Origin of the sequence: Pseudomonas sp. TR47 (assembly GCF_044143025.1) — a bacterium.
Classification (GTDB): domain Bacteria; phylum Pseudomonadota; class Gammaproteobacteria; order Pseudomonadales; family Pseudomonadaceae; genus Aquipseudomonas; species Aquipseudomonas putida_E.
In genome coordinates this window covers 1-17,327 of sequence record NZ_JBHFCS010000010.1, presented here as the reverse complement: position 1 = coordinate 17,327, position 17,327 = coordinate 1, and the positions used below count along the sequence as shown (strand labels likewise).

Here is a 17,327-nt window from a genome sequence, read left to right as displayed (position 1 = left end):
GCGTACACTCGCGCCCTGCCCTGTACCCGGAGACCACCGTGAGCCCCATCGCCCTGACCCGCCTGCTGACCCTTGCCGCCGTCTGGGGGGCGAGCTTTCTGTTCATGCGCATCATCGCCCCCGAGCTGGGCACCGTGCCTACCGCCTTCTTTCGCGTGTCCATCGCCTGCCTCGGCCTGATCGCCATACTCGCCGCAGCCCGCGTACGCTGGAACTTCGAGGGCAAACTCGGCGCTTGCCTGGTCCTGGGCATGATCAACTCAGGCATCCCCGCCACCTTCTATTCGGTGGCAGCCCAGGTACTGCCGGCGGGGTATTCGGCGATTTTCAACGCCACCACGCCACTGATGGGGGTGCTGATCGGCGCACTGTTCTTCCGCGAGGCCATGACCCTGCCCAAATTGTGCGGCATCTTCCTTGGCCTGTTCGGTGTCGGCATTCTCAGTGGCGCGGGCCCGGTGGCACTGGACATGGCACTGCTGCAAGGCGCCCTGGCCTGCCTGGCGGCAACCACCTGCTATGGCTTCGCAGGCTTTCTGGCGCGGCGCTGGATCAGCGGCCTGGACAGCCGCCTCTCGGCGCTGGGCAGCATGCTCGGCGCCACGCTGATGATGACGCCACTGTTCGCCTGGAGTGCGCTGACCCAGCCGCCTGCCAGCTGGGGCGGCTGGCAGGTGTGGCTGTCGCTGCTGGGCCTGGGCCTTGTGTGCACGGCCTTCGCCTACATCCTGTACTTCCGCCTGCTGGCCGAGATTGGCCCGGTCAAAGCCAGTACCGTGACCTTCTTGATTCCGGTCTTCGGGGTGCTGTGGGGCGCGTGGCTGCTGGACGAATCGCTGTCGATGGGCCACCTGTATGGCGGCCTGCTGATCGCTGCCGCGCTGTGGCTCGTGCTCAAGCCCGCGCGCCGCGCTCAGGCCTGATACAGCACTCTGTAGGAGCCGGCTTGCCGGCGATAGGGCCAGTACAGACAACAACGCCAAAGGGCATTACGATAAGCAGCCCTCACGACACGTAACGCCCCATGCCCCCCGAGCAAACCCCAGCCTACAAGATCGTGCTCTGGCGCCTGGAGCAGGATGCCCAAGGCTACCCACCCGCATCGGTCGAAGGCCTCTGGGCAAAACGCACCGCGGCTGGCTACCAGGTCGACAGCATCCCCTTCTACGCCTACGGCATCGCACCTGGCGACACCATCAGCATCAGCGAAGAGGGCGAGCAATCCTGGTTCGAAGGCTTGCTGCACAGTGGCGGCGCTTCGGTATTTCGCGTTCTTGTGAAGGCAGGCGGTGATCTGGAGCAGGTTCGTGCGGCACTCGAAGATTTCGGCTGCCCCAGCGAAGTCGAAAAAGCGGTCAGGATGCTGGCCGTCGAAGTCCCGCCTTCGCGCTCACTCGACACCCTGCTCTACTACCTGCTGACGCAGCGCGAAGCCGGCACCCTGGACTTCGAGGAAGGCGTGCTGCGCCACGCCATCCCCGAAGAGTTTCGCTGACGGCCTATGCTTGGGCCATGCGACTGGCAGGCTTGCTGAACACGAACAGCAAACCGACCACAATCAGCCCCATTCCCAGCAGGCTGAGCGGTGCCAGGCGATTACCGAAGATCAGGAAGTCCATCACCGCAGTCACCGCTGGCACCAGGTAGAACAGGCTGGTGACGTTGACCAGATTACCTTTGGCGATCAGGCGGTACAGCAGCATGGTCGCCAGCAGCGAAACCACCAGCCCCATCCACAGCAGCGCACCAATGAAACTGCTGCCCCATGCAACGTGCAGTGGCTGCAGCGGCGCGAACACAGCGCACATGGCAAACCCCGCCAGATACTGCAGGCCCAGCGTGCCCATGGGGTTGTCGGTGATGCGTTTTTGCAGGATCGAGCCAAAGCTCATGCTGCCCAGCGCCAGCAAGGCAAACAGCATCCCGGCCAGCGACACTCCGCCGAGGTTGATACCCTGATAGACCACCATCACCAGCCCGCCGAGCCCCAGGCCCAGACCGAACAGCCGGCGCCAGGAGCGCTGGCGCTCCATCAGCACCACAGTGAGGATCGGTTGTACTCCCATCACCGTGGCCATCACGCCGGGGGTAACGTGGGTATTGAGCGCCAGCAGGTAGAAGATCTGGTAGGCACCGAGCAACACGCAGCCGGTGCCAAGGGCTCGCAACATCGCCCCACGTGTGCGCGGCCAGCGCAGGCCCAGCAACGGGCCGATCAGCAGCAACCCGGCGAGTGCCAGCGCTGAGCGCAGCAGCAGGAAAGCAAACGGGCTGGCATGGGCCAGGCCAAGTTTGGAGACGATGGCGCCACTGCTCCACAGCAGGACGAACAGGCTGGTAGTGGCCGCCGAGGCCACGGATGCTTTGGAAAAGACAGACATGCATGCACCTGTATTCGGGCAGATAAGCCGAACGGTGGGCGTGAACTTCAGTTAGGGAAGCCGCCGACCGTGTTCAGTAGGTTGCGCGTGTGACGGGATGCGGCCAAAGGCCGGTTAGCCCGGCACAACCACGCAGCGAGGCGGAGCTACGCCGCCTACAACGCCACTGACAGGTGGTGGGTAATGACTGATCATGGCCGGCTGCTGACTGCCACGCACGGCCCCGCCCGCGACTGGCGCGATGGCAAAGCTTGCGGTGGACAGGATGGCAGGCATGAGCAGGTCTTCGGGGAGGTGAATGCTGTGGAATATAGCGGTGAATCAGGGCCAGGACAATAGCTGGCTTCTGTGATGCCTGTTGGGCCCTGTCGCCGGCGATAGGGCCCTGCAGGCACCGAAACTTCAGAACAACCAGCGATACAGCAGGTACGCCACAACCACCGCCAGTACCGGCCGCAGGATGCGGTAGGCCTTGGGGTTGGCACGCTTGAACTGCTTCACGCGGGTGCTGATCCTGTTGCTGAAGCGCTTGCTCCAGGCATAAGCCTGGTTGATCCCGCCCACCCGCTCGTCATCGGTGTTCTGCGGTGCAGTGGCGCGGCCCAGGAAGGCGCTGACCTTGCGGTTGATGCGGGCCATCAGCGGGTTGCTGAGCGGGCGTTCGATGTCGCAGAACAGGATCACCCGGGTGACGTCGGTTTCGTTCTTGACCCAGTGCACGTAGGTCTCGTCGAACATCACGTCCTCGCCATCACGCCAGGCGTAGGCCTGGCCGTCGACGTAGATGCGGCAGTCGTCGGAGTTCGGCGTAGACAACCCCAAGTGATAGCGCAGCGAGCCGGCGAAGGGGTCGCGGTGCGGGTTGAGATGGCTGCCGCCGGGCAGCAGGGCGAACATCGCGCCTTTGACGTTGGGGATGGCGCTGACCAGCTCGACGGTCTTCGGGCACAACGCCTCGGCCGACGGCAGCGGTTTGTCGTACCACTTCAGGTAGAAACGCTTCCAGCCCTTCTTGAAGAACGACCCGAAGCCTGCGTCATTGTCTTTTTCGGCGGCGCGGATGTAGCCCTCATCGAACAGGCGCATGGCCTCCTCACGGATCTGCTGCCAGTTGTCCTTGAGCACGTCCAGCTCAGGGAAACGCTGGCGGTCCAGGTACGGCTTGGACGGCACCCCGGAGAAAAAGTACATCAGGCTGTTATAGGGTGCGAACAGCGCAGAATGGTTGACGAACTGGCGCAGGACTGGCAATCGCGCCTTGCCGCGCAGGTGGACGAACAGCACGCTGCCAAAAAAAACCAGCAGGACACCTGCCTTGGCGACGAAGGAAAAGGTCATGCAACACTCCTTGGAAAGGGAGCAGGCCAGCGCTGCCTGCCCCCATCAAAAATCATCCTGCCATCATAAACCCATCACGCCCAGGTAAAAACAACCCGGGCGGGAACTCACTCATGAAGATTTTGCAATAAACCCAAGCGCAGGGGCAGCTTGCCGCTTGCCGCTTACTGCTGGTTCTCCTGCTCGCTGAACATGTCGGCGAACAGCATGCTCGACAGGTAGCGCTCGCCGGAGTCGGGCAGGATTACGACGATGGTCTTACCCTGCATCTCTGGCTTTTCCGCCAGCCGCACCGCAGCAGCCATCGCCGCGCCACAAGAAATGCCGCAAAGGATGCCCTCCTCCTGCATCAGGCGGATGGCCATCGCCTTGGCCTCTTCATCGGTCACGGTCTCGACCTGGTCGACGATCGACAGGTCAAGGTTCTTCGGCACAAAGCCGGCGCCGATGCCCTGGATCTTGTGCGGGCTGGGCTTGAGCTCCTCACCGGCCAGGGTCTGGCTGATCAGCGGCGAGGCCACAGGCTCGACCGCCACCGAGAGGATCGACTTGCCCTGGGTGTGCTTGATATAGCGCGACACGCCGGTGATGGTGCCACCGGTGCCGACACCGGCCACCAGCACGTCGACCGCACCGTCGGTGTCGTTCCAGATTTCCGGGCCGGTGGTCTTTTCATGAATGGCCGGGTTGGCCGGATTGTCGAACTGGCCTGGCAGGAAGTACTGCGCCGGGTCCGAGGCGACGATCTCGTTGGCCTTCTCGATCGCGCCTTTCATGCCCTTGGCAGGCTCGGTCAATACCAGCTCGGCGCCCAGGGCCTTCAGCACCTTGCGACGCTCCAGGCTCATCGAGGCCGGCATGGTCAGGACCAGTTTGTAGCCACGGGCGGCGGCGACGAAGGCCAGGCCAATGCCGGTGTTGCCCGAGGTGGGCTCGACGATGGTCATGCCGGGCTTGAGCTTGCCGCTGCCCTCGGCGTCCCAGACCATGCTCGCGCCGATACGGCACTTGACCGAGTACCCAGGGTTGCGCCCTTCGATCTTGGCCAGGATGGTCACACCGCGCGGGGCGATGCGGTTGATCTGCACCAGCGGCGTATTGCCGATGGAATGGGCGTTGTCTGCGTAGATACGGCTCATGGCAGGGTCCTTGGCATGAAGTGGCGGGGAAAGGCTTAAAGGGTAAGCCTGCCCCGTTGGCCCGTAAAGCCCGTTCGAACTCGCCCGGGCGGCCTGCGGTCAACCGCACAACCCGCCTTGGAGATCACTGCGATGAAAGCCCGTTATCGCTGGCCACTGGTCGGCCTGGCCAGCCTGGTCGTGCTGTTGGTGGCCCTGCACCTGGCGCTGCCTTACCTGGTGCGCGACTACCTCAACGACAAGCTGGCGGACATGGGGGAGTACCGTGGCCAGGTCACGGACGTGGAACTGGCCTGGTGGCGCGGGGCCTACCAGATCAATGGGCTGAAGATCGTCAAGACCAGCGGCAAGGTTCCGGTGCCGCTGCTCGATGCGCCACTGATCGACCTCTCGGTGAGCTGGCAAGCGCTGTGGTATGACCATGCTGTAGTGGCCGAAGTCACCTTTTTACGACCGGTGCTCAACTTCGTCGACGGCGGCAACAAACAGGCCTCGCAGACCGGTCAGGGTACAGACTGGCGCCAGCAGCTGGAAAAACTGCTGCCGATCACCCTCAACGATGTGCGCATCGATGACGGCACGCTGACCTTCCACAACTTCAACTCCAAGCCGCCGGTCGACCTCAAGGCCACCCGGCTCGACGCCAATATCCGCAACCTGACCAACGTACGGGACGACAAAGGCCGGCGCGACGCCAGCTTCGAGGCTAAAGCCCTGCTGTTGGGCGATGCCAGGGTGCAGAGCCGCGCGACCTTCGACCCGTTCAGCGACTTCGATGATTTCGAGTTCCGGCTGCGCGCGACCGGCATGGAGCTGCGCAGGCTGAACGACTTCGCCAGTGCCTATGGCAAGTTCGATTTCAATGCCGGGCACGGCGATGTGGTGATCGAGGCCCAGGCGGAAAACGGCCGGCTCAATGGCTATATCAAGCCGTTGCTGCGCGACGTGGACGTATTCAACTGGCAGCAGGACATCGAGGACAAGAACAAGGGCTTTTTCCGCTCGGTGTGGGAAGCGCTGGTCGGGGCCAGCGAAACGGTGCTGAAGAACCAGCCGAAAAACCAATTCGCCACCCGTGTGGAACTCAGCGGCAGCGTGCGCCAACAGAACATCAGCGCCTTCGAGGCGTTTTTGCAGATTCTGCGCAACGGGTTTGTCCAGGCGTTCAATGCACGCTATGAGCAACCTGCGCCCGATTCCGACTGAACAGGCGTGACGAGCCATTCAGGGACTGAATACCCGGTCTGCGTTTGCAGCCGCCTGGGGCCGGGGTATAGTCGCTGACAACCAATGAAGACATGCCGTACCTGTACTGGCCCCCGCAGAGGACACTCCCGATGAAGTTCGAAGGCACCCGCGACTACGTCGCCACAGACGACCTGAAACTGGCGGTCAACGCGGCCATCACCCTCGAACGCCCACTGCTGGTCAAGGGCGAGCCAGGCACCGGCAAGACCATGCTTGCCGAACAGCTGGCCGCCTCCTTCGGCGCCCGCCTGATCACCTGGCACATCAAATCCACCACCAAGGCCCACCAGGGCCTTTACGAGTACGACGCGGTCAGCCGCCTGCGCGACTCCCAGCTGGGCACTGAAAAAGTCCACGATGTGCGCAACTACCTGAAAAAGGGCAAGCTCTGGGAAGCCTTCGAGGCCGAGGAGCGGGTGATCCTGCTGATCGACGAAATCGACAAGGCCGACATCGAGTTCCCCAACGACCTGTTGCAGGAACTCGACAAGATGGAGTTCTACGTCTACGAAATCGACGAGACCATCAAGGCCAAGCAACGCCCGATCATCATCATTACCTCGAACAATGAAAAAGAACTGCCCGACGCGTTCCTGCGCCGTTGCTTCTTCCACTACATCGCCTTCCCGGACCGCGACACCCTGCAACAGATCGTCGATGTGCACTACCCCAACATCAAGCAATCGCTGGTCAGCGAAGCGCTTGACGTGTTCTTCGACGTGCGCAAGGTGCCGGGCCTGAAGAAAAAGCCCTCCACCAGCGAGCTGGTCGACTGGCTCAAGCTGTTGATGGCCGACAACATCGGCGAAGCGGTATTGCGCGAACGCGACCCGACCAAGGCGATTCCGCCGCTGGCCGGCGCCCTGGTGAAGAATGAGCAGGACGTTCAACTGCTCGAACGCCTGGCCTTCATGAGCCGGCGCGGCAACCGCTGACAGGAGCTGGCCATGCTGCTCAACCTGTTCAACGAAATGCGTGCGGCCAAGGTGCCGGTGTCGGTGCGCGAACTGCTCGACCTGCTCAACGCCCTTCAACAGCGCGTGGTGTTCGCCGACATGGACGAGTTCTACTACCTGGCACGGGCCATCCTGGTGAAGGACGAGCGCCATTTCGACAAGTTCGACCGGGCTTTCTCGGCCTACTTCAAAGGCCTGGAAAACCTCGACCGGCACCTCGAAGCACTGATCCCTGAAGACTGGCTGCGCAAGGAGTTCGAGCGCTCGCTGACGGATGAGGAACGCGCACAGATCCAGTCACTGGGCGGCCTGGACAAACTGATCGAGGAGTTCAAGAAACGCCTGGAAGAGCAGAAGGAACGCCACGCCGGTGGCAACAAGTGGATCGGCACCGGCGGTACCAGCCCATTCGGCTCTGGCGGTTTCAACCCTGAAGGCATCCGCGTGGGCGACGCCGGCAAACGCCAGGGCAAGGCGGTGAAGGTCTGGGACCAGCGCGAGTACAAGAACCTCGACGACCAGGTCGAGCTGGGCACGCGCAACATCAAGCTGGCCCTGCGCCGGCTGCGCAAGTTCGCCCGCGAAGGTGCCGCCGAAGAGCTGGACATCGACGGCACCATCGACCATACCGCACGTGACGCCGGGCTGTTGAATATCCAGATGCGCCCCGAACGGCGCAACACGGTCAAGCTGCTGTTGCTGTTCGACATCGGCGGCTCGATGGATGCCCACGTCAAAGTCTGCGAAGAGCTGTTCTCGGCCTGCCAGACCGAGTTCAAGCACCTGGAGTACTACTACTTCCACAACTTCGTTTATGAATCAGTGTGGAAGAACAACCTGCGGCGTACTTCGGAGCGCTTCTCCACCTTCGATCTGCTGCACAAATACGGCGATGACTACAAGGTGGTGTTCGTCGGCGACGCGGCCATGGCGCCCTACGAGATCACCCAGCCCGGTGGCAGTGTGGAGCACTGGAACGAAGAGGCCGGGTATGTGTGGATGCAGCGCTTCATGGAGAAATTCAAGAAGATCATCTGGATCAACCCGTATCCGAAACAGGCCTGGGATTACACCGCATCGACACACCTGGTGCGTGACCTGATCGAGGACAAGATGTATCCGCTGACCTTGCAAGGGTTGGAGGATGGCATGCGGTATCTGTCCAAGTAGTTTGGCCTGTACCGACCCTATCGCCGGCAAGCCCCACAGTTACAACTAAGCATTTGAGCCTTGTGGGGTACCCGCGGGAGCCGGCTTACCGGCGGTAGCGCCGGTAGCGTCACCGCCAACCGTTCAGGCAAGCCTGCTGCTCCCGCCAGGCCTCTTCCTGCACCACCGCCCTGAACCGCACCGCCGCCCCCGGCATGCACTGGGCCAACTGCGCCAACGCCAACGGCGTCAACGCCCCCAGCCGCGGATAGCCACCGATGGTCTGCCGGTCATTGAGCAGCACGATCGGCTGCCCGTCCGGGGGCACCTGCACCGCCCCTAACGCAATACCCTCCGAAATCATCGGCGCGCCCTGATAAACAAGCTGCGGCCCGAGCAAACGAATGCCCATGCGGTCGCCACGGCTGTCCAGCGTCCAGTCACGATTGAACGCCTCGAACAGGCTCATACCGCTGAAATCACCGATCTGCGCGCCCATGACCAGATCGAGCACGGGCTTTTGCCGATAACGGGGCCGCAGCACCTCTGGCACTTCGCGCAGGGCCGGCTGCGTGCCGGCAAACGCCAACAATTGCCCTTTGCCCAGCGCGGTCCCTCGCCCATCGATACCGCCCAGCTCTTCACGCACAACAGTAGCGCAGCTCCCCAGCACGGCTTCACCTTGAAACCCGCCCGGCGCCGCAAGATAAGCACGCACGCCCTGCTTCGGTTGCTTCAAGGTCAGCCGCTGGCCCTTGGCCAAGGCAAAGCTGCGCCAGGGTGCCAGCGGCTGGTCATCGACACGAGCATCCAGGTCGGCACCGGCCAGGGCGAGTACGCAATCCTGCTCGGCCACTCCCGTGAAGCCGCCCAGCGCCACCTCGACCACCGGCGCACCCAACGGGTTGCCCAGCAGCCAGTTGGCCCAATTCATCGCCACCCAATCCAGCGCACCGCCCTGGGTCACCCCCAGGTGCCGCACACCAAAGCGCCCGGCATCCTGCAACTGGCACAAGGCGGTGCTGGCTTCGATTTTCAATTGCGTCATGCCTGTGCCTCCAACGGGCTGTCGTCACCACCCAATGCCAGGAACTCGGCATGGGACACCGCCACGAAGCGCACCCGATCGCCCGGCTGCAGCAGGCTGTAGCCTTCACGCTCGTGGTCGAACAGGCGAACCGGAGTGCGCCCTATGAGGTTCCAGCCGCCAGGCGACACGGCGGGATAGGCCGCAGTCTGGCGCTCGGCAATGCCGACACTGCCGGCCGCCACGCGCTTGCGCGGAGTGCTCAGCCGCGGGGATGCCAGGCGTTCGTCCACCAGCCCCATGAAACCGAACCCCGGAGCGAAGCCAAGGGCGAACACCGGGTACTCACGCTCACTGTGCAGGCGGATCACCTCTTGCTCGCTCAAGCCGCTGCGTGCGGCCAGCAGCGGCAGCTCAGGGCCGACACTGGCGTCGTACCACACGGCAATCTCGTGCCGGCGACCGCTGGCGCCCGCGTCTGGCTGCAGCCCCTCCAGCGCCTGGTCGATCAACGCCCTCGCCTGCCCTGGCGGCATATCGAACTGCACCATCAGCGTGGTGTAGGACGGTACCAGGTCCACCAGGTGCTCACCGAAGGCGGCACTCAAGCGGTGGCTCGCGGCGAGCAGCCACGGCATGTTGGCCTCGTCGATCCGGTCGAACAGGCGCACCATCAGGCTGTCGATCGCAACCACTTCGATACGCAGCTTCATGCCGGCCCCAGCGCATCGAGGGCCTGGCGGATCTGCCGCACCGCCGCCACCGAGCTGTCATTGTCACCATGCACGCACAGGGTACTGGCGTGCAGGCGCAAGGCACTGCCATCGTGGGCCACCAGCGTTTCACCACGGGCCAGGCGCAAGGCCTGCTCGACCACCAGGGTCGAATCGTGATGAACCGCACCCGGTAGGCGCCGCGACAGCAAATGGCCGCTGGCGGTATAGGCGCGGTCGGCGAACGCTTCGAACCACAGCGGCACGCCAACCTCGTCACCCAAGGCTTGTGCGACGCTGTCGTCGGCAGTGGCCATGAGCATCAAGGGCAAGCCAGCGTCATACGCCGCCACGGCTTCGAGCACGGCACGCAGCTTGAGCGGGTCGGCCATCATGTCGTTGTACAGCGCGCCATGGGGCTTGATGTAGGCCACCCGGCCACCCTGGACCTTGCAGATACCGTCAAGAGCGCCGATCTGGTAGTGCAGCAGATCGCGAATTTCCTCGGCACTGCAGGCCATGGAGCGTCGGCCGAAGCCGACCAGGTCCGGGTACGCCGGGTGGGCGCCGATGGTCACGCCATGCTGCAGGGCCAGGGCCACGGTACGGCGCATGGTGCCGGGGTCGCCGGCATGGTAGCCGCAGGCGATGTTGGCGCAGTCGATGTAGGGCATTACCTCGGCGTCCAGGCCCATGCGCCAGCTGCCGAAGCTTTCACCCATGTCGCAATTGAGTCGCAGGCGTTTCACCTGGCGTGCTCCCGTGTCGATGTTCATGTGCCTACCTTAACGCGCCTGGAGGTGTTTGCCGCGGGTTTCCGGCAGGCTCAAGGCTGCCAGAATCACCACACCGTACGACACCGCGGCGAACCCGCCAATGCCCAGCCCCAGCGGCACCTTCTGGCCAAGCAGGCCGATCAGCAAGGGGAACATCGCGGCGATGACCTTGCCGATGTTGTAGCAGAAGCCCTGCCCCGAGCCACGGATACGGGTGGGGAACAGCTCGGTGAGGAAGGCCCCCATGCCGCTGAAGATGCCCGAGGCAAAAAAGCCCAGCGGGAAACCCAGCCACAGCATCACGCCATCGCTGACCGGCATCTGGGTGTACAGCAGCACGATGATGAACGAGCCCACGGCGAACAGGATGAAGTTCTTCTTGCGCCCCAGAATGTCAGACAGGTAAGCGCTGACCACATAGCCGATGTAGGAGCCGACGATCACCATCGCCAGGTAGCCACCGGTACCCAGCACGCTCAAGCCGCGCTCGTTCTTGAGGAAGGTCGGCAGCCACGAGGTGATGGCGTAGTACCCCCCCAGCGCACCGGTGGTCAGCAGCGACGCACGTATTGTGGTCCAGAGCATGCCGGGGGCGAAGATCTCGTAGAACTGCGAGGGCGCCTCGGCGCTCTGCACCGCCTTGGCCTGGCGATACACCTCAGGGTCTTTGACCAGGCGCCGGACGAAAATCACGAAAATGGCCGGCACCAGCCCCAGCAGGAACAGCGCGCGCCACGCCTGCTCCGCCGGTAGCCAGGAGAACAGCAGCGCATAAAGGATCGCCGTCAGGCCCCAGCCGATGGCCCAGCCGGACTGCACCATGCCCACCGCCTTGCCACGGTCCTGGGCGCGGATCACCTCACCGATCAGCACCGCGCCGGCGGTCCATTCGCCGCCAAAGCCAAAGCCCATAAGAGTCCGGGCGATCAGCAACTGTTCGTAGTTCTGGGCGAAGCCGCAGAGGAAGGTGAAAAAGGCGAACCACAGCACCGTCAGTTGCAAGGTGCGCACGCGGCCGATGCGGTCGGAGAGGATGCCGGCGACCCAGCCGCCGATAGCCGACGCAATCAGGGTGCTGGTGTGGATCAGCCCGGCTTCGGTCGTGGTGATGCCCCACAGCATGATCAGCGTAGGGATGACGAAGCTGAGCATTTGGGTGTCCATGCCATCCAGGCCATAGCCGATCTTGCAGCTCCAGAACGTGCGCCGTTGCTGGGAGTCGATGTCGCGGTACCAGGCGAACGGCCCGGTCGAAGGTGGGGATTGCACCTGTTGCTGCACGCCGCTTGGGTTCATGCTTGCCTCGGCTTGTTGGTATTGTTTTATGGGCGACGTCTGGCGTCGCGGCCTGTGCGTCATGTTCAGAGCCCGCAGCGCCCGAGTCCAACGAGAAAAACCGCCGGTCTGGAACAAGAAAAACTGATCATGAACCTACGCTTCCTCGAAACTTTCGTCTGGGTCGCCCGGCTCAAGAGCTTCCGCCTCACCGCCGAGAAACTTTTCACCACCCAGGCGTCGGTCTCCAGCCGCATCGCGGCACTGGAAGCCGACCTGGGCGTCAAGCTGCTGCTGCGCGATTCACGCGGCGTCAGCCTGACCCCGGAGGGCAGCAAGGTGCTGGAGTATGCCGAGCGCATGCTCGACACCGCCAAGGCCATGAAACAGTCGCTGGACAGCGACCGGGCCAAGGTCGGGCGCATCCGCCTTGGCGTGATGGACACCGTGATCCACACCTGGATGAGTGCGCTGGTGGCCGAGTTGAGCGAACGCTACCCCCAGGTGGAAATCGAGCTGGTGGCCGATACTGCACTGAACTTGCGCGAACAGCTGCAAAAAGGCTTTCTCGACGTGATCCTGCAAACCGACCTGCTGCGCGAACAGTCGATCCGCAGCCTGGACCTGGCGCGCTACCCGATGGGCTGGGTGGTGGCGGCCGGCTCAGCCCAACACCGCGACTACGCCTCGCTGGCCGAGCTTGGGCGTGAGCGGATCGTCACGTTCTCGAAGAACTCACGGCCGCACCAGGAAGTGCTCAGCCTGTTGCAGGCCGCAGGGGCCGAAACCCCACGGCTCAACTGCGTGAACTCGGTGGCGGCGATCACACGGCTGTTGCGCGACGGCTTCGGCATTGGTGCGCTGCCGCCCGCGCTGGTGGACGCCGAACTGAGCCGGGGCGAACTGGTGCTGCTCGAAGGCTTGCAGCCGCCGCCGAGCCTGGAACTGGTGGTGGCCTGGCAGACCGGGGTGGCGCTGGTGGATGAGGTGGTCGGGGTGTGCCGGCAGGTGCTGGAGCGCTATGCGCGGGATGTGGGTGGGCAGCGGATTGTGTTGGTTTGAACAGCACCACCTGCGGTGATTCATCCTACAGACCCTTCTGAAATTCGCCCTCCCCCCTCCCCTATCGTGGTGGGCACAACATCGCTTGAACCGTAGCAAATGCGGCAATCCGACCTCACGCAACCTCCATGAAAGCGGCGATTTTGCTGGGTGCCCGCACGTTGACAGCTCAGTCTCCCGAAGTATTTACTTTCCCCCGTTTCAAGGCCAGAGCACGGAGCACCGCATTGACGGGCTGGCCATACTGTCAGGGAGATAAGTCTGATATGAGTATTGCAATACTGCGCATGGCCGTCTCGGCACCGTCGAACAAGGGCGGTAGGCCATGATTAAAGGGAACATCTACGACCGCCTCTCACAAAGGCGCGAAGCCGCTCAAGCACTCGCCCAGGAAGAAGCAGAACGACAGGCCGCCGCTGAAGCGGCCTTGCAAGCGGCAACACTTGCAGAACTCGCCCAACCTTTGCCACTGGTAGCCGATCACAACGAACTGCACGTTGCCGGGTTGCGCCTGGTCATGCCGCAAGGCCTGAACCTCCACGAGTCCACCACCACGCTGCAACTGGGGCCGCACCAGGTCACCCTGACGGCAAAACGCCAAAGCGTTGCACAAGGGCAAACACTCGACCATCTGCTTGAACAGCATCTGGCAGAGGCACGTCAGCGCCATACGGAAGTCACCCTTATCCGCAAGCACCCCTGCACCTTGGCGGGGCACGACGCGCTCAATCTCGACTACCGCTTCACCAATGGCCCTGAGGCCCGCCACTGTCGAGCGGTGATGATTCTGGTGCCTGAACGTGTTGGCCAGGAAGCTCAGGCGCTCACGCTCACCACCGTCGTCGACCCCGATCAAGAGCCCTTGGCCAACTGGTTGATCACCTTCGATGCCATGCTGGCCAACATCACCAGCGCGCCAGCCGTTGCCCGGGGGTAGTTGCCATGTTCGAAGCAGCACGCTGGGGCGACGACATCGAGCACACCTCGGCCCTCACAGGGTTCCTTGCCGGCGCGGTTGCGGGACTGGCGCTGGTTACAGCCGCATCGTTCATGGTCTGTACGGGCGGGTTGGGTGGTTTTCTGCTGCTCATGGTCGTTGGCCTGGGCGCCAGCGCCCTGCCCGGTCTGGGCGAGGATTTCGGTTCGACTTTTGGCTCACCCACAGGGCAGATCGAGCAGCCCGGTTGTTCCCCGAACGTTTTCATCAACGGCCGCAACGCTGCGCATGTCACCGAAAGTACCGCCGTGTGCGAGCAGCACCCAGCCCCCGTTCAGGTTGCCGAGGGGTCCAGCAACGTGTTCATCAATGGCGTCGCGGCGGCGCGCAAGGGTGACAAGCTGACCTGTGGCGCCAGCATCGCAGCCGGGTCGAACAACGTGTTCATCGGCGGCGGCACGCAGCGCTACCTCAAGGTCAGTGAAGAAGTGCCGGACGAGCTGCGCGTCACCGTCGATGTGCTGATGGTCGTGGCCTCCATGGGCCGCTCAGTGTTCAACGTCGCGACCATGGGCCTGCAAGCAGGCCTCAAGGCCGCAGGCCCCTGCGCCTTGCAGGTTGGGTTGACCATCGCCGGCAGCTACCTGGCAGGCCGCTACCTGATTGGCCCTGCCGTGGAAAGGGCCATCGCTGGTTTCGTCGGCAACCCGGTTGACCTCACCCGCGGGCGCAAGGTACTGGCCGACGAAACCGATTTCGTCATCCCCGGCCTCATGCCCATCGAGTGGTCACGTTTCTACGCCAGCGACCTCGATACCGGCAGCGTGCTCGGGCGCGGCTGGACCTTGCCCTGGGAGCAGAGCCTGCGCCGCAATGGGTGCTTCGTGTACCTCAAGGACAACCAAGGGCGCAGTGTTCCTTTCGCCGATGTCGAGCCGGGCGAGCGCATCTACAACCCACACGAGCAGTTGACGCTGGTGCGCACCCTAGGTGGCCATTACATCCTGCAGACGCTCGACAACCTGTTTTTCTACTTCGGCGAAGTACCCAACGACAACCAGGAGGTGCCCCTGCAGCGCCTGGAAAACGCATTGGGCCACTACCTGCACTTCACCCACAACGCCGACGGCTGCCTCACCGACATCAGCGCACCAGGCGGCATACGGCTGCACCTGCACTACGAGGCCCCCTTTGGCCGACTGGCCTCGGTCAAGCGCATCATTGCCGACGCAGCCGTCGAGACCTTGGTGCGTTATCGCTACGACGACAAGGGGCAGCTCGCCCAGGTGACCAACCGCAACGGCGATACCACCCGCACGTTTGCCTACACCGACGGCCTGATGTGCCGCCACACCAATGCCCTTTGCCTGATCAGCGAGTACTTCTGGCAAGTCATCGATGGCCAACCCCGGGTGGTCGAACATTCGACCACCGACGGCGAACACTTCCATTTGCGCTACGACTTCGCTCAACGCACCAGTTGGGCAACCGATGTGCTTGGCCGTGAGCTGGAGATTCACTACAACGAAGACAACCGCGCCATCGCCAGCCGGGATTTCGGTGGCGAACGTTACGCGATCGACTTCGATACATACGGCAACATCATCGGGTTCACCTTGCCCGATGGCAATCGCCTCGCGCTCAAGTACGACGACTTCGGCAGGCTGGTCGAGGAAACCGACCCACTTGGCCGCAAGATCAGCTACAAGCACTACCGCGCCACACCACTGGTGACTGAAACCCGCTTCCCGGATGGCAGCGTGTGGAAAGCCCGCTACGACGACAAAGGCAACCTGCTTGCCGATATCGATCCGCTTGGCAACAAGACCGAGTACCTCAACAGCGACGACGGTCTGCCGCACACGATCATCGATGCCAACTTCAAGTCCAGGTATCTATGGTGGAACGCTTACGCCCAGGTCGAGCGCTTCGAGGACTGTTCGGGCAAGAGCACCTACTACCGATACGACGAACGCCAGCACCTGATTGCCGTCACCGACGCGCTGAACAACACCACCACGCTGGAGCGCAAACCTGACGGCGAAGTGCTGCGCATCAATCACCCGGACGGCACGGCAGAATTCTTCACCTACAACAGCCTTGGCCAAGTGCTGACGCACACCGACGGTAAAGGCCAGACCACGCGCCTGCAGCGCACCTCGCGTGGCTTGCCGAGCAGCCGTCAGGATGCCAAAGGCGAATGGATCCGCTATGAGTACGACAAGGCTCTGCGCCTGACGGCGCTGGTCAACGAGAACAGCTCAGCCTATCGCTTTGCCTACGATGCCTCGGACCGCTTGATTGAAGAAGTGCGGGTCGACAACCTGACCCGACGCTTCAGCTATGACGCAGGCGGCCATCTGATCCGGCTCGATGAGATTGGATACGGTGAGAATGGCGCGCGCCCGGAGCGCAATACGCTGTTCGAGCGCGATGCGATTGGCCGGCTGATGGCCAAACTCAACCGTGATGCCCGTCAGGATTATGCATACGACGAGGTCGACCGGTTAGTGAGCATTCAGCGCCGTCCGACCGGTATCGGCAAGCAACTCGGCATCGCCGAGGAAAAGCTGGAGTACACCTACGACCTGCTGGGGCGCCTGACCCAGGAACTCACACCGCAAGGTGCGCTGGGTTATGAATACGACCCTCTCAGCAACCTGACCACGCTGACCCTGCCGGATGGGCGCAAGGTCAACCACCTGTACTACGGTAGCGGTCACCTGCACCAGTTGAACCTGGACGGCCAAGTCATCAGCGACATGGAGCGCGACGACCTGCACCGCGAGGTGTACCGCACCCAGGGCAAGCTCACCAGTTGTTTCGGTTACGACGCCATGGGGCGCAAGGCGTGGCAGTTTGCTTCGACATTGCCCGCTGACAAGCTCTCGCAGGTTCATAACCCCGGTATCAACACCTCACTGTTGGTGGAGCACGCCTACAACCCGATTCACCGCCGCTACCAGTACGATCCGGCGGGGGAACTGGTACGCACGCTGGACAAGCTGCGCGGAGAGATCAAGTACGAGTACGAAGCCAACGGCCAGTTGCACAGCCGCGATACCGGGTCGTTGGTAGGCAGTGAAGAATTCCGCTATGACCCGGCAGCAAACCGGCTGGACTTCAACGCACGGCAGTTTGAGAAGGTCAAGGACAACCGCATCAAGCGCTGGCAAAACCAAGAGTACCGCTACGACCCATGGGGCAACCTGATCGAGAAAAGCTCGGGGCACAGCAAGCTGCAGAGCTTTAGCTATGACTGCGAGAACCGGCTGGTGCGTGCTGAGACAGTGGTCGACGGCAAGCTGGAAAGTACGGGCGCTTAT

At 62.9% G+C, this 17,327-nt stretch carries 15 protein-coding genes; 8 read left to right on the top strand and 7 right to left on the bottom strand.

Going from position 1 to position 17,327, the window contains the following annotated elements; genetic code table 11:
- Positions 1-38: 38 nt before the first annotated feature.
- Together ACEWE8_RS12745 and ACEWE8_RS12740 are read left to right on the top strand one after the other, a co-directional pair.
- The gene (locus ACEWE8_RS12745) at positions 39-923 is read left to right on the top strand and encodes a DMT family transporter (RefSeq protein WP_046788086.1); all 885 of its coding nucleotides are present in this window, start codon (positions 39-41) and stop codon (positions 921-923) included.
- A gap of 101 nt (positions 924-1,024) precedes the next feature.
- Positions 1,025-1,495 carry a DUF4265 domain-containing protein gene (locus ACEWE8_RS12740; RefSeq protein ID WP_046788035.1) on the top strand — a complete coding sequence of 157 codons (471 nt, stop codon included), beginning with the start codon at positions 1,025-1,027 and terminating at the stop codon, positions 1,493-1,495.
- Positions 1,496-1,499: 4 nt separating this feature from the next.
- On the opposite strand, the gene ACEWE8_RS12735 is transcribed toward ACEWE8_RS12740, so the two are convergent.
- The 3 genes from ACEWE8_RS12735 to cysK form a co-directional block, all read right to left on the bottom strand.
- Complete coding sequence (locus ACEWE8_RS12735) at positions 1,500-2,381, bottom strand: DMT family transporter (RefSeq protein WP_046788034.1); 882 nt, start codon at positions 2,379-2,381, stop codon at positions 1,500-1,502.
- Between the two features lie 402 nt (positions 2,382-2,783).
- Positions 2,784-3,719 carry an aspartyl/asparaginyl beta-hydroxylase domain-containing protein gene (locus tag ACEWE8_RS12730; RefSeq protein ID WP_039601193.1) on the bottom strand — a complete coding sequence of 312 codons (936 nt, stop codon included), beginning with the start codon at positions 3,717-3,719 and terminating at the stop codon, positions 2,784-2,786.
- Between the two features lie 164 nt (positions 3,720-3,883).
- Positions 3,884-4,858 (bottom strand): cysteine synthase A, encoded by a 975-nt coding sequence (gene cysK / locus ACEWE8_RS12725; protein WP_012315695.1) that lies wholly within the window; start codon positions 4,856-4,858, stop codon positions 3,884-3,886.
- Positions 4,859-4,990: 132 nt separating this feature from the next.
- Here cysK and ACEWE8_RS12720 point away from each other — a divergent pair, with 132 nt between their 5' ends.
- The 3 genes from ACEWE8_RS12720 (at position 4,991) to ACEWE8_RS12710 (ending at position 8,232) form a co-directional block, all read left to right on the top strand.
- Entirely contained in the window at positions 4,991-6,064 is a 1,074-nt protein-coding gene (locus tag ACEWE8_RS12720; RefSeq protein ID WP_046788033.1) for a DUF748 domain-containing protein, read from the top strand.
- A gap of 131 nt (positions 6,065-6,195) precedes the next feature.
- On the top strand, positions 6,196-7,041 hold the full coding sequence (locus ACEWE8_RS12715) for a MoxR family ATPase (RefSeq protein ID WP_012315697.1): 846 nt from the start codon (positions 6,196-6,198) through the stop codon (positions 7,039-7,041).
- Between the two features lie 12 nt (positions 7,042-7,053).
- Positions 7,054-8,232, top strand: coding sequence for a VWA domain-containing protein (locus ACEWE8_RS12710; RefSeq protein WP_046788032.1), 1,179 nt, complete (start codon positions 7,054-7,056; stop codon positions 8,230-8,232).
- A gap of 109 nt (positions 8,233-8,341) precedes the next feature.
- Here ACEWE8_RS12710 and ACEWE8_RS12705 read toward each other — a convergent pair whose 3' ends face one another.
- Genes ACEWE8_RS12705 through ACEWE8_RS12690 form a run of 4 tightly spaced genes read right to left on the bottom strand, consistent with a single transcriptional unit; the run spans position 8,342 to position 12,023 of the window.
- Positions 8,342-9,259, bottom strand: a complete 918-nt coding sequence (locus ACEWE8_RS12705) for a biotin-dependent carboxyltransferase family protein (RefSeq protein WP_046788031.1) — start codon at positions 9,257-9,259, stop codon at positions 8,342-8,344.
- Positions 9,256-9,951, bottom strand: coding sequence for a 5-oxoprolinase subunit PxpB (pxpB, locus tag ACEWE8_RS12700; protein WP_046788030.1), 696 nt, complete (start codon positions 9,949-9,951; stop codon positions 9,256-9,258). Before pxpB ends, ACEWE8_RS12705 begins: the two co-directional genes overlap by 4 nt.
- Positions 9,948-10,727 carry a 5-oxoprolinase subunit PxpA gene (locus ACEWE8_RS12695; protein WP_046788029.1) on the bottom strand — a complete coding sequence of 260 codons (780 nt, stop codon included), beginning with the start codon at positions 10,725-10,727 and terminating at the stop codon, positions 9,948-9,950. The genes pxpB and ACEWE8_RS12695 overlap by 4 nt, the downstream gene beginning before the upstream one ends.
- Before the next feature lie 9 nt (positions 10,728-10,736).
- Positions 10,737-12,023, bottom strand: a complete 1,287-nt coding sequence (locus ACEWE8_RS12690; protein ID WP_046788028.1) for an MFS transporter — start codon at positions 12,021-12,023, stop codon at positions 10,737-10,739.
- Between the two features lie 129 nt (positions 12,024-12,152).
- On the opposite strand from ACEWE8_RS12690, the gene ACEWE8_RS12685 reads away from it, so the two are divergent.
- The 3 genes from ACEWE8_RS12685 to ACEWE8_RS12675 all read left to right on the top strand — a co-directional run.
- Positions 12,153-13,064: a LysR family transcriptional regulator gene (locus tag ACEWE8_RS12685; protein ID WP_046788027.1), complete on the top strand. Its 912-nt coding sequence runs from the start codon at positions 12,153-12,155 to the stop codon at positions 13,062-13,064.
- Positions 13,065-13,389: 325 nt separating this feature from the next.
- Complete coding sequence (locus ACEWE8_RS12680) at positions 13,390-14,001, top strand: DcrB-related protein (protein WP_046788026.1); 612 nt, start codon at positions 13,390-13,392, stop codon at positions 13,999-14,001.
- A 5-nt stretch (positions 14,002-14,006) separates the two neighbouring features.
- Positions 14,007-17,327: DUF6531 domain-containing protein (locus tag ACEWE8_RS12675; RefSeq protein ID WP_395589312.1), on the top strand; the 3,321-nt coding region annotated here is incomplete at its 3' end.

Bases quoted from the DNA above. Each gene is read 5' to 3' on its own strand.
- ACEWE8_RS12685 (WP_046788027.1), top strand. From the start codon at position 12,153: ATGAACCTACGCTTCCTCGAAACTTTCGTCTGGGTCGCCCGGCTCAAG.
- cysK (WP_012315695.1), bottom strand. From the start codon at position 4,858: ATGAGCCGTATCTACGCAGACAACGCCCATTCCATCGGCAATACGCCG.
- ACEWE8_RS12690 (WP_046788028.1), bottom strand. From the start codon at position 12,023: ATGAACCCAAGCGGCGTGCAGCAACAGGTGCAATCCCCACCTTCGACC.
- ACEWE8_RS12730 (WP_039601193.1), bottom strand. From the start codon at position 3,719: ATGACCTTTTCCTTCGTCGCCAAGGCAGGTGTCCTGCTGGTTTTTTTT.
- ACEWE8_RS12720 (WP_046788033.1), top strand. From the start codon at position 4,991: ATGAAAGCCCGTTATCGCTGGCCACTGGTCGGCCTGGCCAGCCTGGTC.
- ACEWE8_RS12705 (WP_046788031.1), bottom strand. From the start codon at position 9,259: ATGACGCAATTGAAAATCGAAGCCAGCACCGCCTTGTGCCAGTTGCAG.
- ACEWE8_RS12715 (WP_012315697.1), top strand. From the start codon at position 6,196: ATGAAGTTCGAAGGCACCCGCGACTACGTCGCCACAGACGACCTGAAA.
- ACEWE8_RS12710 (WP_046788032.1), top strand. From the start codon at position 7,054: ATGCTGCTCAACCTGTTCAACGAAATGCGTGCGGCCAAGGTGCCGGTG.
- ACEWE8_RS12695 (WP_046788029.1), bottom strand. From the start codon at position 10,727: ATGAACATCGACACGGGAGCACGCCAGGTGAAACGCCTGCGACTCAAT.
- ACEWE8_RS12735 (WP_046788034.1), bottom strand. From the start codon at position 2,381: ATGTCTGTCTTTTCCAAAGCATCCGTGGCCTCGGCGGCCACTACCAGC.
- pxpB (WP_046788030.1), bottom strand. From the start codon at position 9,951: ATGAAGCTGCGTATCGAAGTGGTTGCGATCGACAGCCTGATGGTGCGC.
- ACEWE8_RS12680 (WP_046788026.1), top strand. From the start codon at position 13,390: ATGATTAAAGGGAACATCTACGACCGCCTCTCACAAAGGCGCGAAGCC.
- ACEWE8_RS12740 (WP_046788035.1), top strand. From the start codon at position 1,025: ATGCCCCCCGAGCAAACCCCAGCCTACAAGATCGTGCTCTGGCGCCTG.